Annotated in this window: 11 protein-coding genes; 2 read left to right on the top strand and 9 right to left on the bottom strand. The window is 71.0% G+C overall.

Annotation, left to right across the window (positions count from 1 at the left end):
* Positions 1-83: 83 nt before the first annotated feature.
* Positions 84-359, top strand: coding sequence for a DUF4031 domain-containing protein (locus AC2DFQ_RS04010; protein WP_484533007.1), 276 nt, complete (start codon positions 84-86; stop codon positions 357-359).
* Between the two features lie 4 nt (positions 360-363).
* On the opposite strand, the gene AC2DFQ_RS04015 is transcribed toward AC2DFQ_RS04010, so the two are convergent.
* Positions 364-2,718 (bottom strand): Rne/Rng family ribonuclease, encoded by a 2,355-nt coding sequence (locus AC2DFQ_RS04015; RefSeq protein WP_484533008.1) that lies wholly within the window; start codon positions 2,716-2,718, stop codon positions 364-366.
* Between the two features lie 287 nt (positions 2,719-3,005).
* On the opposite strand from AC2DFQ_RS04015, the gene AC2DFQ_RS04020 reads away from it, so the two are divergent.
* Positions 3,006-3,605, top strand: coding sequence for a vitamin K epoxide reductase family protein (locus AC2DFQ_RS04020; protein WP_484533009.1), 600 nt, complete (start codon positions 3,006-3,008; stop codon positions 3,603-3,605).
* 23 nt (positions 3,606-3,628) lie between these two features.
* On the opposite strand, the gene ndk is transcribed toward AC2DFQ_RS04020, so the two are convergent.
* The 8 genes from ndk to AC2DFQ_RS04060 all read right to left on the bottom strand — a co-directional run bounded on the left by ndk (position 3,629) and on the right by AC2DFQ_RS04060 (position 14,445).
* Positions 3,629-4,045 carry a nucleoside-diphosphate kinase gene (gene ndk, locus AC2DFQ_RS04025; protein ID WP_484533010.1) on the bottom strand — a complete coding sequence of 139 codons (417 nt, stop codon included), beginning with the start codon at positions 4,043-4,045 and terminating at the stop codon, positions 3,629-3,631.
* Positions 4,046-4,047: 2 nt separating this feature from the next.
* On the bottom strand, positions 4,048-4,452 hold the full coding sequence (locus tag AC2DFQ_RS04030) for a DUF4233 domain-containing protein (protein ID WP_484509118.1): 405 nt from the start codon (positions 4,450-4,452) through the stop codon (positions 4,048-4,050).
* Positions 4,440-5,792: a bifunctional folylpolyglutamate synthase/dihydrofolate synthase gene (locus AC2DFQ_RS04035; RefSeq protein WP_484533011.1), complete on the bottom strand. Its 1,353-nt coding sequence runs from the start codon at positions 5,790-5,792 to the stop codon at positions 4,440-4,442. The genes AC2DFQ_RS04030 and AC2DFQ_RS04035 overlap by 13 nt, the downstream gene beginning before the upstream one ends.
* Entirely contained in the window at positions 5,789-9,256 is a 3,468-nt protein-coding gene (gene ileS, locus AC2DFQ_RS04040) for an isoleucine--tRNA ligase (RefSeq protein ID WP_484533012.1), read from the bottom strand. Before ileS ends, AC2DFQ_RS04035 begins: the two co-directional genes overlap by 4 nt.
* Before the next feature lie 227 nt (positions 9,257-9,483).
* On the bottom strand, positions 9,484-11,004 hold the full coding sequence (locus AC2DFQ_RS04045; protein ID WP_484533013.1) for a dipeptide ABC transporter ATP-binding protein: 1,521 nt from the start codon (positions 11,002-11,004) through the stop codon (positions 9,484-9,486).
* Positions 11,001-11,813: an ABC transporter permease gene (locus AC2DFQ_RS04050; protein WP_484533014.1), complete on the bottom strand. Its 813-nt coding sequence runs from the start codon at positions 11,811-11,813 to the stop codon at positions 11,001-11,003. Before AC2DFQ_RS04050 ends, AC2DFQ_RS04045 begins: the two co-directional genes overlap by 4 nt.
* Positions 11,810-12,787 carry an ABC transporter permease gene (locus tag AC2DFQ_RS04055; RefSeq protein ID WP_484533015.1) on the bottom strand — a complete coding sequence of 326 codons (978 nt, stop codon included), beginning with the start codon at positions 12,785-12,787 and terminating at the stop codon, positions 11,810-11,812. Before AC2DFQ_RS04055 ends, AC2DFQ_RS04050 begins: the two co-directional genes overlap by 4 nt.
* Before the next feature lie 41 nt (positions 12,788-12,828).
* Complete coding sequence (locus AC2DFQ_RS04060) at positions 12,829-14,445, bottom strand: ABC transporter substrate-binding protein (RefSeq protein ID WP_484533016.1); 1,617 nt, start codon at positions 14,443-14,445, stop codon at positions 12,829-12,831.
* Between the last annotated feature and the right edge of the window lie 84 nt (positions 14,446-14,529).

A 14,529-nucleotide genomic window follows, 5' to 3' on the forward strand; every position in this document is an offset into this window, starting at 1 on the left:
GGTCGAGTTTAGCTGATGCCCGGACGAGTGGCAAAGCGGCGGGCTTCGCCGCGTGTCGAGGGCCTCCGAATAGGATCGCTGGCGTGGTGATCCTGATCGACGAGCCGATGTGGCCGGCGCATGGGCGGCTGTGGGCGCACCTGGTCAGCGACACGGATCTGGACGAGCTCCACGCGTTCGCGCGGCAGCACGGCATCCCCCGCCGCGGGTTCGACCTCGACCACTACGACGTCCCCGAGGACCAGCACCAGCGGCTCGTCGCGGGGGGCGCCCAGTCCGTCGACGGGCACGAATTGGTCCGCAGGCTCCTCGCGTCGGGCCTGCGGGTTCCGGCGCGCGATCGGCGCCGGAACCGCTGACCGCTCAGGACTCGTCGACCTGGGCCGCCTGGACGGGGGTGCCGCTCAGAGCCGCCGTGGTGACCCGTCGACGCGAGCGCCCCTGACCCGGTGCCTTCGGCTCGGGGAGGGCCTGCAGGACGGAGTCCAGCAGCAGGTCCTTCTCCGTGCGCTGCGTCTTCGCCGCGGAGTCCGGCCGCTTCTTGCGCGCCTTGCGCGCGGGGGCCTCGACGATCTGATCGTCGGGCGCCTCCTCTGCCACGGCCGGTTCGGCCGGCGCTTCCGGGGCACCGCCGACGACCGCCTGGATCGTGGATGCGGCGATCTGCGCGAGGGCCGACTTCACGCCCTCGGTGATGACGTGCGTGCCGGTGGAGCCGCCGTTGCCACTCCCGTTGCCGTTGCCGTTGGTGCGTCCGCGCCGGTTGGACGACCCGCTCGACGCGGCAGCGCCACCGGAGCGGTGCTTCACGACCGGGTCGTGGTGCACGACGACACCGCGTCCTGCACACACCTCGCACGGCTCGCTGAAGGTCTCGAGCAGCCCCAGGCCGAGCTTTTTCCGCGTCATCTGCACCAGGCCGAGGGACGTGACCTCGGCGACCTGGTGCTTGGTGCGGTCGCGGCTCAAGCACTCCACGAGGCGACGCAGCACCAGATCGCGGTTGGACTCCAGGACCATGTCGATGAAGTCGACCACGATGATGCCGCCGATGTCTCGCAGACGGAGCTGCCGGACGATCTCCTCCGCGGCTTCGAGGTTGTTCTTGGTGACCGTCTCCTCGAGGTTTCCGCCGGAGCCGACGAACTTCCCCGTGTTGACGTCGACCACCGTCATCGCCTCCGTGCGGTCGATCACGAGGGAACCGCCCGAGGGGAGCCACACCTTGCGGTCGAGGGCCTTCTCGATCTGCTCGGTGACGCGGAACTCGTCGAACGGATCGCCGTCGGCGTCGTAGGACTCGACACGCTCGAGAAGGTCGGGGGCAACGCCGGCCAGGTACGACGTGATCGTCTGCTGGGCGTCCTCTCCCTGGATGAGCATCTTGGTGAAGTCCTCGTTGAAGACGTCACGGACGATCTTGACCAGGAGGTCGGGCTCGGAGTGCAGGAGAGCGGGCGCCTGGATCGACTCGACCTGCTTCGAGACGTGCTCCCACTGCGCGGTGAGCCGCTGCACGTCGCGCGTCAGCTGCTCCTCGGTGGCGCCCTCGGCCGCCGTTCGCACGATCACGCCGGAGGACTCGGGGAGCACCTCCTTGAGGATCTTCTTCAAGCGCGCCCGCTCGGTGTCGGGGAGCTTGCGGGAGATCCCGTTCATCGCGCCACCGGGTACGTACACGAGGTAGCGACCGGGAAGGGAGATCTGGCTCGTGAGCCGGGCGCCCTTGTGCCCGACCGGGTCCTTGGTCACCTGCACGAGGACGCGGTCGCCGGACTTGAGGGCCAGTTCGATACGGCGCGGCTGGTTTCCGGTCTCCGCCGCATCCCAATCGACCTCGCCCGAGTAGAGGACCGCGTTACGGCCCCGGCCGATGTCGACGAACGCCGCCTCCATGCTGGGCAGAACGTTCTGGACGCGGCCGAGGTACACGTTGCCGATGAGCGAGGCGTCCTGGTTGCGCGCGACGTAGTGCTCCACGAGCACGTTGTCCTCGAGGACGGCGATCTGCACGCGGCCGTGCTTGGAGCGGACCACCATGACGCGATCGACGGATTCCCGGCGCGCGAGGAATTCGGCCTCGGTCACCACGGGTCGCCGACGACCGGCTTCGCGGCCGTCGCGGCGGCGCTGCTTCTTGGCTTCCAGCCGCGTGGAGCCCTTGATGCGCTGCGGCTCGGTGATGTACTCGACGGTGCGCTGACGCGGTGCCGGCGGCTGCTCCTGCTCGCCCGGCTCGTCCGCACCCGCTCCGCGGCGGCGGTTGCGCCGACGCGCGTTCGCGGGAAGGCTGACCTCCTCTTCCACCGGAAGGGACGGCGGCAGCACGGGGACCTCGGGGGCGTAGAAGTGCAGCGCGGTGCTCACCGTCGACACGAAGGTCTCCGGCAGGAGACCCAGCGACACCGCGGTGGGCGGCCCCGTAGGGGCGGCGGGCTCGGCCGCCGCGGGCGGCTCGTCAGAGGATCCGGCCGCGTCGGGCTCGGCGGGCGCGAACTCCTCGAACGCCGGGGGCGGCGCACTCTCGGAGGGCGCGGCATCCGCGTCATCCCCGTCCGGCAGGCCGAGCGCCGCGGGGGCGCCCGGATCCCCCTCGACGGCAGCGACTGCTTCGATCACCGCGGCGGCTTCCGCCTCCGCAAGCGACAGGTCGGTGAGGTTCGGAGCGTCGACGGTCTCGTCCGAGGCTTCCGGCTGGTTTTCTGTTGCATCGGCCATCTCTGGCTAACTCCCTGTGGGCGACGCCGCGCGTCGCCCGGAACTCATGCGGCGCCGCACCCGGCGGTGCCACCAACTCTCGCGGTCTGCAGTCGGCTCGAAGCTCGTACTGCGAAGGGCGTCCATCGCCCGAAGTCTGTCGTGATGCGGTTGCGGCGCGGCCGCGGTGCATCATCCTCCATTATCGCACTTCCTGCCGCCTCCTGCAGTCACCGCTCCGAGCCGGCCGCATTTTCCCCCGATGGGCGGCGACAATTCGTCCAGCCTGCGATGCCATAATCCGACGCATGAGCACCACGCACTCCCCCGCGCGCCCGACCGCGTTGGCCGTCTGGCTGATCCTGGCCGGGGCGGTCGGCTGGTGGGCGGCGTTCTCGCTCACCATGGAGCGCCTGCACCTGCTGGCGAACCCGGGAGCGGCGGCATCGTGCGACTTCAGCGTCCTCATCCAGTGCCGGGCGAACCTCGACTCGTGGCAGGGAAGCATCTTCGGATTCCCCAACCCGATCCTGGGCCTGACCGGATGGGTGGCGCCCGTCCTGGTCGGCGTGGCGATCCTGGCCGGTGCACGCTTCGCCCCCTGGTTCTGGTGGCTGTTCACCCTCGGGATGGCGGGGGCTTTCGTGTTCGTGGTCTGGCTGATCTGGCAGAGCATCTTCGCGCTGGGGACGCTGTGCCCGTGGTGCATGGTGACGTGGGTCGTCACGATCCCGTCGTTCTACGCGGTGCTCCTGCATGTGCTGCGCACCGGGATCGTCCCCGCCCCCGCCGGCGTACGCCGCGCGGCCGGCACCCTCATGGGGTGGATGCCGCTGCTGGCGGTGCTCAGCTACGCCGTCATCGCCGTCATCGCCGAGCTGCAGCTGCACGTCATCCAGTCGCTGTAGTCACGCCAGCGGCCGCCTGGGGGTCAGGGGAACCAGAGCCCCAGCTCACGAGCGGCGGACTCCGGGCTGTCGCTGCCGTGGACGAGGTTCTGCGCGACCGCCAGGCCCCAGTCGCGACCGTAGTCACCGCGAATCGTGCCGGGCGCAGCCGTGGTCGGGTCGGTGGTGCCGGCCAACGAGCGGAAGCCCTCGATGACGCGATTGCCGGCGAGGCGGATGGCGACGGCGGGGCCGGACATCATGAACTCCAGCAGCGGCTCGTAGAACGGCTTGCCCTCGTGCTCGGCGTAGTGCCGCTCGAGCCGCGCGCGGTCCGGCTCCACCAGACGGATGTCGACCAGGGCGTAGCCCTTCGCCTCGATCCGGGCGAGGATCGCACCGGTCAGGCCACGGGCCACCCCGTCGGGCTTCACCAGGACGAGAGTCTCTTCGGTCGCCATGTTCATTCTCCGTTCGAGGTTTCCCGCTGCGCGGCAGCGGCGGCGTTGCGTCGGTCCAGCGCAGCCCCCTTGATCGTCGCATACGCCCACAGGGCACCGAAAACGAGCGCGACCAGCACCAGCGCCGGAAGCAGGATCGCGCCGAGGGCGAGGAGGAGCTGCAGCACCCAGCCCAGCGCGATCGCCCAGCGGTGCCTCAGCATCCCCGCGGTGAGGATCATGAGCAGCGCCAGCACGGTGCCACCCACCACGCCCCACCACGGTTCGAGTCCCGGCGGCAGCGCCCGGAGGCCGTACACGACGAGACCGCCGAGGAACACCACGATCGACTCGAACCCGAGGACGACCGAACCCAGGGATTCTGCCGCCCCCCTGGGGCGCCTCTCGCGGGGCGTCACGCCTGCCACCCGTCCTTCCAGCCCTCGATCTCCGACACCCGCACGGTCTCGCCGGCCAGCACGACGGAGCCGGCGACCACGACCGCGCGGCGATCGGATGACGCCGCCCACTCCCGTGCGGCGTCCGCGGCGTCTTCCAGGCCGGGGTGCACCGTGACCGCGAGCCCCGCCGCCTCGGCCAGATCCGCGATCGCGTCGGGATCGCTCGCCCGCTCCGAATCCGGTGCGGTGGCGAAGACGTGGGCGGCGATCGGCGCCAGCGCCGCCATGATGCCCACCGCATCCTTGTCCCTGAGGACACCCAGCACGACGCCCCACTCGTCCACATCGAACGATTCCTGCAGGGCGGTGACGAGTGCGCGGGCGCCGTGCGGGTTGTGCGCGGCGTCCACGACCACGGTGGGATGCGCCCCCACCAGCTGCAGGCGACCCGGAGACGTGACCTGCCCGAGTCCGTCGCCCACCACCTCGTCGGTCAGCGGCTGTGTCGCGCCCCCGATGAGCGACTCGACCGCGGCGATGGCCAGAGCCGCGTTCGCCGCCTGGTGTGCGCCGTACAGCGGCAGGTACTGCTCGGCATAGGTGCCGGCGAGACCGCGCACCGAGATCTGCTGGCCGCCGACGGCGAGCCGGTGCTCGGCGAGGGCGAACTCCTCCCCCTCGAAAGCGAGCGTGGCGCCGCGTGCCGCGGCCGCCTCACGCAGCACCGCGACGACCGCCGGGTCCTGCCGGGCCGACACCACGGCGGCGCCGTCCTTGATGATCCCCGACTTCACCCGCGCGATCTCCGCGAGCGTTCCGCCCAGCCGATCGGTGTGGTCGAGGTCGACCGGTGTGAAGACGGCGACGTCCCCGTCGGCGGTGTTGGTCGAGTCCCACGACCCGCCCATGCCCACTTCCAGGACGAGCACGTCCACGGGCGCGTCCGCGGCGACGACGAACGCCAGCACCGTGAGCAGCTCGAAGAACGTCAGCGGCGCGTCACCGGCGGCGGCGAGCTCGGCGTCGACGAGGTCGACGAACGGCGTGATCTCCTCCCACGCGTCGGCGACCGCGGCATCGGCGACGGGTTCGCCGTCGATCATGATCCGTTCGGTGAACCGCTCCAGGTGGGGGCTCGTGAACAGCCCGGTGCGCAGACCCAGCGCGCGCACGAGGCTCTCGATGATGCGGCTCGTCGAGGTCTTCCCGTTGGTGCCGGTGACATGGATGACCCGGTACGTCCGCTGCGGGTCATCCAGCAGTTCCAGCACGCGTCGAGTGCGCTCCACGCGCGGCTGCACCCACTGCTCCCCCTGCCGCTGGAGGAGGGCGGCGTACACCGCGTCGGCACGTGAGCGATCGTTCATTCGTTGTCCTCCGTCGCCAGCCGGGTGACCCCGACGCGGAACGCTCCTGCGTTGGCGTAAGCGCGGGCGTCGAACCGACCGGTGTGCTCCGCTTCAACGTCGGGGGTGGAGCGCAGTGTTCCCCGGGCGAGGACGGTGGCGCCGTCGGCGACCACGCAGGCCTCCCGGGCCAGAGTCTCCCCGGCGATGTCGGCCACGTCGAAGGCGGTCGTGACGGCAGCCGCGTCGGCCGGGTCGTCGAAGGTCAGGACGAGGCGGATGCGGTCGCTGACGTCGAATCCGGCGGCCTTGCGGGTGTCCTGCACCGCGCGGATCACGTCGCGGGCCAGCCCTTCGGCCTCGAGCGCCTCGTTCGTGGTGGTGTCCAGCAGCACGAACCCACCCGTGGGCAGCACGGCAAGCGCTTCACCCTCCGGCCGGCCGGTGGTCTGGACCACCAGGTCGTACTCGCCCGGCTCCAGTGCGATGCCGCCTGCGCTGACCACCCCGTCGGCTTCGGTCCAGTCGCCCGATCGGGCGGCCTGGATGGCCTGCTGCACCTGCTTTCCCAGACGCGGTCCCGCGGCACGCGCGTTCACCGTCAGCCGGTGGGTGATGCCGTACTCGGCGGCGGTGGCGGCTTGCAGTTCGACGAGGTCGACGCGTTTGACGTTGAGCTCGTCGGCGAGGATGTTCTCGAACTGGGCGAGGGCGTGCGCGTTCTCGATGACCACCGTCAGACGCGGGAGCGGGAGCCGGACCCGCTTGCCCTCCTTCTTCCGCAGTGCGTTGGCCGCGCTGGAGACATCACGGACGGCATCCATCGCCGCGCGGATGTCTTCGGCTGCCCCGAAGGCGTCGGCGTCCGGCCAGTCCGTCAGGTGGACGCTCCGTCCGCCGGTGAGGCCCTGCCAGATCCGCTCGGTCACGAGCGGCAGGAGCGGCGCCGCGACTCTCGTGAGGGTCTCCAGGACGGTGTACAGCGTGTCGAACGCCTCCCGGGAGGTCGGGTCGTCCTCGCGGACACCGAGCCAGAATCTGTCGCGCGAGCGGCGGATGTACCAGTTGGTCAGCACCTCGCCGAAGTCCCGCAGCCGTTCGCTCGCGGTCGTCGAGTCGAGCCCCTCCAGATCGGCCGCCACGCCACGGACGAGCTCTCCGGTCAGCGCGAGGATGTAGCGGTCGAGGACGTCGGTGGAGTCGGTGCGCCATTCGGCCTCGTACCCCCCGGTCCCTGAGCCCGTCGAAGAGCCGTCGGCGGTCGCTGCGTTGGCGTAGGTCGCGAAGAAGTACCACGCGTTCCACAGCGGCAGCAGGAACTCCCGCACGCCGGAGCGGATCCCCTCCTCCGTGACGACGAGGTTTCCGCCGCGGAGCACCGAGCTCGACATGAGGAACCACCGCATCGCGTCGGAGCCGTCGCGGTCGAACACCTCGCGGACGTCGGGGTAGTTGCGCAGCGACTTGGACATCTTCTGTCCGTCGTTGCCGAGCACGATGCCGTGCGCGGACACCGCCTTGAACGCCGCCCGGTCGAACAGCGCGGTCGACAGCACGTGCATGACGTAGAACCAGCCGCGCGTCTGCCCGATGTACTCGACGATGAAGTCGGCCGGTGCGTGCTGTTCGAACCACTCGTGGTTCTCGAAGGGATAGTGCACCTGGGCGAACGGCATCGACCCGGAGTCGAACCACACGTCCAGCACGTCCTCGATGCGGCGCATCGTGCTGCGCCCGGTGGGGTCATCCGGGTTCGGGCGCGTCAGCTCGTCGATGAACGGGCGGTGCAGGTCGACCTCGCCCTCGGCGTTGCGGGGCAGACGACCGAAGTCGGCTTCGATGTCGGCGAGCGAACCGTAGACATCCACCCGCGGGTACTCGGGGTCGTCGCTCTTCCACACGGGGATCGGCGAGCCCCAGTACCGGTTGCGGCTGATCGACCAGTCCCGCGCTCCCTCGAGCCACTTGCCGAACTGACCGTCCTTGACGTTGTCGGGAACCCACGTGATCTGAGCGTTGTTCTCGATCATGCGGTCCTTGATGTCGGTGACGCGCACGAACCAGCTCGACACCGCCTTGTAGATGAGCGGGTTGCGGCACCGCCAGCAGTGCGGATACGCGTGCTCGTAGCTGGCCTCGCGGACCAGGCGTCCGCTCTGGCGGAGGAGGCGGATGAGCGGCGTGTTCGCGTCCATCCACAGCATCCCGGCGACATCGCCGACGGCGGGGAGGAACCGTCCGCCGTCGTCCAGGGACAGGATCGTGGGGATGCCCGCGGCGTCGGCCAGGCGCTTGTCGTCCTCGCCGTAGGCGGGGGCCTGGTGGACGATGCCGGTGCCGTCGGTGGTCGTGACGTAGTCGTCGACCAGCACGCGCCACGCGTCGCCCGTGCCCCACGTGTCGGCGTCGGCGTAGTAGTCGAAGAGGCGGTCGTACGCGACGCCCTCCAGCTCCGAGCCGAGGACCGTCTGCTGCACGGCGGCTGCCGCATCCTCGGCGGAGGCGTACCCGAGATCTTTGGCGTAGCCGGGCAGAAGCTCCTCGGCGAGCAGGTACCGGTGCGCCGACGTCTCGATCGCGTCGTCGGCCTGCTCGGTCGCTGAGCCTGTCGAAGGGCGGTGAACGTCGGCGGCGCCGTCCGGGCCGCCGGGGACGACGACATAACGGATGCCGGGGCCCACGGCCAACGCGAGGTTGGTCGGCAGCGTCCACGGCGTGGTGGTCCATGCCAGGGCGCGGACGCCGGTGAGGCCCAGCACCTCCGCCTTCGCCCCGACGAGGGGGAAGGTCACCGTGACCGACGGATCCTGGCGCGAGGTGTAGACGTCGTCATCCATGCGGAGTTCGTGGCTGGACAGCGGCGTCTCATCCCGCCAGCAGTACGGCAGCACGCGGTAGCCCTCGTAGGCCAGACCCTTGTCGTGGAGGCTCTTGAACGCCCACAGCACCGACTCCATGTACGTGGGGTCGAGAGTCTTGTAGCCGCGCTCGAAGTCGACCCAGCGCGCCTGGCGCGTGACGTACTCCTCCCAGTCGCGCGTGTACTGCAGCACCGACGAGCGTGCCTTCGCGTTGAAGGTGGCCACCCCCATGCGCTCGATGTCGTCCTTCTCGGTGATCCCGAGCTGCTTCATCGCCTCGAGCTCAGCGGGAAGGCCGTGCGTGTCCCACCCGAACACGCGGTCGACCTTCTTGCCGCGCATCGTCTGGAAGCGGGGGAAGAGGTCTTTCGCGTAACCGGTCAGGAGGTGGCCGTAGTGCGGGAGGCCGTTCGCGAAGGGAGGCCCGTCGTAGAACACCCACTCCTCGGCGCCCTCTCGCTGCGCGATGGATGCGCGGAAGGTGTCGTCCGCGGCCCAGAACGCGAGCGTGTCGTCCTCGATCGCAGGGAACCGCGGGCTCGGCACGACAGGCGCGGCGCCCGCCTGCCCTGAGCTCGGCGAAGCGTCGGCGGCGGGTCCGAACGCGGATTTCGGGTAGGTCATGTCTCTCCAGCAGGTCGTGTTCTCCCTGCGAGGACGACCGTTCCGGGCCGCGGTACCACCCCGCGTGACTCCTCCACCCCTGCGGCGGGGCGGAGAAATCCACTCTCACTGCGGCTGTGACGGGCCTGACCCGCTCGGTTCTACTGAGGGCTCGTGCCCCGTTCTTCCGAGAGCTCCCCGGTGATGGCCGGATCGGTGCTCTTGCCCACGAGTCTACCCGCCCGGGGCTACCGCGCCGCCAGCAGCTCGCGGGTGAAGGGATGCCGCGGATCGGCGAAGACCGACCCGGTGGCGCCGGCCTCGACCACAACACCGTCCTGCAGGACCAGAACCTGGTCGGCAATGGATGCCACGACGTCCAGGTCATGGGAGATGAACATCATGCTGAGTCCCCGCTCGGCCTGCAGCCGCTGCAGCAGCGCGAGCACCAGCTCGCGCACGGTCGGGTCGAGGGCCGACACCGGCTCATCCAGCACCAGGATGTCGGGGCGTGGCGCGAGCGCGCGTGCGATCGCAGCCCGCTGCCGCTGTCCGCCGGAAAGCTGCACGGGTCTGCGAGAGGCGAGCGCGGGATCGAGGTCGACCTCGCGCAGCAGGCCTGCGACGGCGGCCGCGCGCTCGCGCCGTGGCATCCCGCCGGCGGAGAGGGCTTCGCGCAGCGACCTGCCGACCGTCCACCGCGGGTCGAAGGCGCCGAGGGGGTTCTGGTGGACGAATTGCACGCGACGGCGGAGCGCACGATCGTGCCCGCTCCCCCAGGACATACCACCGATGCGCACCTCGCCGGCGTCGGGGCGGGATGCACCCACCACGAGTCGGGCGAGGGTGGTCTTGCCCGACCCCGACTCCCCCACCACGGCGAGGGTCTCCCCCGCGTGCAGGTCGAAGGAGACGTCGCTCACGGCCGGACGGTCGAACGCCTTGGATACGCCCCGAACCGTCAGCACCGGCGCGCCCGCGGGGGCCGATGCCGGGCGCGGGTCGTGGCGGGCGGCCGCCACGAGCGCCTGAGTGTAGGGATGCTGGGGCTCCCCCAGCACCGCTGCGGCCGGACCGGTCTCCACGAACCGGCCGTCGCGCATGACCGCGATCCGATCGGCGACCCGGCGGACGGCGGCGAGGTCGTGGCTGATGAGCACGACCGCCACCCCCGTGTCGGCGATTCCGCGCAGCAGATCCAGGACGCGTGCCTGCACCGTGACGTCGAGCGCGGTGGTCGGCTCGTCGGCGACGAGGATGGCGGGTTGCGCCGCGAGAGCGGAGGCGATGAGCGCCCGCTGGCGCTGGCCGCCGGACAGCTCATGCGGGTACTGGCGCACGCGGCGCTGCGGGTCGGGCATGGCGACGTCGGCGAGGAGGGCGAGGGTCCGCGCGCGGCGCGCGGCGCGGCGCATCCCTCGCTCATGCAGCCGCAGGGGCTCCTCGATCTCGGCCCCGATGCGCCGGAGCGGGTCCAGCGACACCAGCGCGTCCTGCGACACCAGAGCGATCCGCGCCCCGCGGAGCCTTCGCCAGTGCGCGTCGTCGAATCCTCGGGTGTCGGTGCCGTCCACCACGAGTTCGTCCGCGGTCACGGCGGCGCCGTCCGGAGCCAAGCCGAGGAGTGCGCGCGCCGTGAGCGACTTGCCCGCGCCGGATTCACCGACGATCGCCAGGCACTCCCCCGCCGCGACGGCGAAGTCGACGCCATCCACGACGGTCGTCGCGCCGAACGCTACCCGGAGCCCCCGCACCTGCAGACCGCTCATGCCGGACGTCCCTCGCTGCGCGCCCGCACGGCGCGGCCGAGCACCGTCGCCGCCACCACGGTGACGGTGATCGCCGCACCAGGGAACACCGCCACCCACCACGCCTGGCCGAGCACGTTGCGCCCGCCGGAGAGCATCAGGCCCCACTCCGGCGTGGGCTCGGTGGGCCCGAGACCGAGGAAGCTCAGCCCCGCCGCGGCCAGGATGCTGGAGCCGATGCCGATCGTCGCCAGGACGCTCAGCGCCCCGAACACGCCCGGTACCACGTGGCGGAGGAAGGCGGCAGGCGCCGGCACCCCGAGGATGCGGGCGGCCTCCACGTGTTCCGCGGTGCCCAGGCTCCGGGTCTGGGCGCGCGCGAGTCGCACGTACACCGGGACCGCGGCGATGGTGACGGCGACGGCGACATTGGCGGGGCCCGGCCCGAGGATCGCAACGACCACCAGGGCGATGAGGAACTCGGGGAACGCCAGCAGCACGTCGGTCGCTCGCATCGCCACCGCATCCACGAGCCGCGGCGCGACGCCGGAGAGGGAGCCCACCACCAGCCCCACGGCCAAGGCGAACGCCGTGGCCAGCAGTCCGATCCCCACCGAGCGCGACGCGCCGTACACGACGCGCGAGTACACGTCGCGCCCGCTCTGATCGGTGCCGAACAGATGGTCGCCGCTCGGCGGGAGGAGTGCCTGCGTCACCTCGGTCTGCAGCGGATCATGCGTCGCGAACAGCTGAGGGGCGAGGGCGACGAGGCCCACCAGCGTGAGCACCGCGACGGCGACACCGACCAGCACGCGCCGACCGCCGGTCATGACACCCTCCGGGTGCGAGCCGCATCGGTGCGCGCGTCGCGCAGCCGCGGATCCAGGAGCGGGTAGACCAGTTCGACGATCAGGGTGACCACGACGAAGACGACCGCGCTCAGGAGGATGATGCCCGTGATCACGGGGAGGTCGCGGTCGGAGATGGCCGCGAGCGTCACGCGGCCGAGGCCCGGTCGGGCAAAGACCGTCTCCACCAGCACCGCGCCCCCCAGCAGCGACCCGACGAAGTAGGCCGCGAGGGTGACGGCGCCCGTCGAGCCATGGCGGAGCGAATGGCGGACGGTCAGCCAGGTGGGGCCGGCCCCGCGCGCCCGCACCGTGGTGGCGAACGGCTGCCGCTCCGCCGACTCGATCCCGTCGCGGAGGACCTGACCCAGCAGTGCCGCCACCGGCAGCGCGAGCGTCACGGCGGGGAGCACGATGGTCGCCGGATTCCGCGATCCGGACACGGGGAACCACCCCAGGCCGAACGCGAACACGCTCAGCAGCAGCAGCCCGATCCAGAACACCGGCGACGACAGGATGATCAGCTCCACCGTCGCGACGATGCCCCGGGCGATCGGGTTGCGGGCGACGAGCACGACGGCGAAGGCCACGATCGCCGCCACGACGAGCGCGGTCGCCGTCAGCTGGAGGGTCGGGCCCAATTGCCGCCCGATCACCTCGGTCACCGGCATCCGCAGCTGGTACGACTCTCCGAGGTCGCCGCGCAGCAGTCCGGCGAGGTAGCCGAGGTACTGCTCGATCGGCGGGCGGTCCAGGCCCAGTTCCTCGCGAATACCCTGCCTGACCGCGTCGCTAACCTGCGCCTGGGGCCCGAGCATCACGGAGACCGGGTCGCCGGGGATGACCCGGAACGCCAGGAAGGCGAGGGTCGCCGCCCCCCAGAGCACCACGACCACCGAGATGACCGCGCTCCCCAGGCGCGCCAGCACCACGCGGCTGCGGTTGCCGTCGTCCATCTGCTCTCCGCGCCCGGGTGAGGAAGGACCGCGCGCCGGCGTCAGCCGACGGTCACGTCATAGAACAGCGGGCGCCCGTAGAGATCGTAGGTCAGGCCGGAGATCGTCTCGCCCACCGCCGTGATGAGCGACGGGCTGTACAGCGGCACGATCGCGACGTGCTGGGCGTTCCACTGCTGCAATTGCGCATAGACCGCGTTGCGCGCATCCTGATCCGTGGATGCCACGCCCTCCTCTAGGAGCGCGTCCACGGCGGGGTCGCTCACCTGCGACGCGTTCTGGAAGCCGTCGGTGTGGAGGTGGCTGCGCAGCAGGTCGGGATCCACGCCGGAGAAGCCCCAGTCCGTCAGGTCGAAGGTCCTGGGCTCGTACTGCTCGTTGTAGGCGCCGGGCTCGAGCACTTCGCGGACGACCTCGAAGCCGACGTCCCTGAGGTCGGACTGGATGGCGTTGGCCAGCGCGACGCGATCATCGGGCACCGGCGTCCAGGCGATCCAGCGAGCCGAGAGCCGCTGTCCGTCCCTCGTCCGGTAGCCGTCGGCATCCCGCCCGGTCCATCCCGCCTCGTCCAGGAGCTGGTTCGCCCGCTCGGGGTCGAACTCCCAGGTCCCCTCGAGCGACGCGTCGTACCCCGGGGTCGTGGAGCCGAGCACGCTCCAGGCGCGCGGGAACTGACCGTAGAAGATCTCGGTGACGGCGGTGTCGACGTCGATGGCCCGGGAGAACGCCTGCCGCACGCGCTCGTCGGCGAAGACCCCGTACGCCTCGTTGAGGTAGAGCGAGTAGGGCAGCCCGGGATACTCGTTGGCGTCGACGGTGAGCGTGTCGGGGAGCTCGGCGGCGAGGTTCGGCGGGATGTTGCTGGCCAGGTCGGCCTCGCCGCTTTCCACCACCCCCGCGCGCACGGCGGCCTCGGGGAGGATCTCGACCCGCAGGGTCTCGAACGGCGCAGCATCCTGGCCGTCCGGCCCCCACGCGTAGTCGTCGTTGCGGGTGTAGACGAGCTCCTGGTCGGGGGTGTACTCGGTCAGCTCGAACGGACCGGTCCCCACGGTGACGCCGGGGCCGCCGGCCCTGAGCTGGTCGGCGGCGTCCTCGAGGACCGCCGGTGAGTAGAACCCGAGCAGGGATGTGCTCGCCGCCTGCAGGAACGGCGCGTACGGCTGCGTGAAGCTCACACGCACCGTGCGGTCGTCGATCACCTCGGTGCCGGCGTAGAACTCGCCGCCCAGCATGCTCGCCGCCTGCGCGGAGGCCGTCTCCGGGTCGGCGATGCGGTCGAAGTTCGCCTTCACCGCTGCGGCATCGAAGGGCTCGCCATCGTGGAAGGTGACGTCGTCCCGGAGGGTGAACACGTAGGCGGCGCCGTCGTCCTGGATCTCCCACTCCTCGGCCAGCCAGGGCGAGAAGGTCCCGTCGGCCTCCTGGAAGACCAGCGAGTCCAGCACGGAGCGCTGGATCATGGCGGAGACATCGAGCTGGCTGGTCTGCGGGTCCATGTGCCCGGCCGACAGGTTCGCGCCCTCGATCGCCCACACCACCTCGCCGCCGCCGTCGTCGTCGGCGCTGCCGCCGCCGGAGCACGAGCTGAGCGCGATGGCGGCGACGAGGGTGAGAGCGGCGGCAGGAACAAGCCTGCCCAGTCGGTGAGCGGGCATGAAAGACCTCGAGACGAAGGAAGGGACGGCGGGTCCACCGTATCGGATTGGTGGACGGAGTCGAACAACGCGGGCGGCCCCGGC

This window comes from Microbacterium sp. Z11_20 (assembly GCF_057197605.1).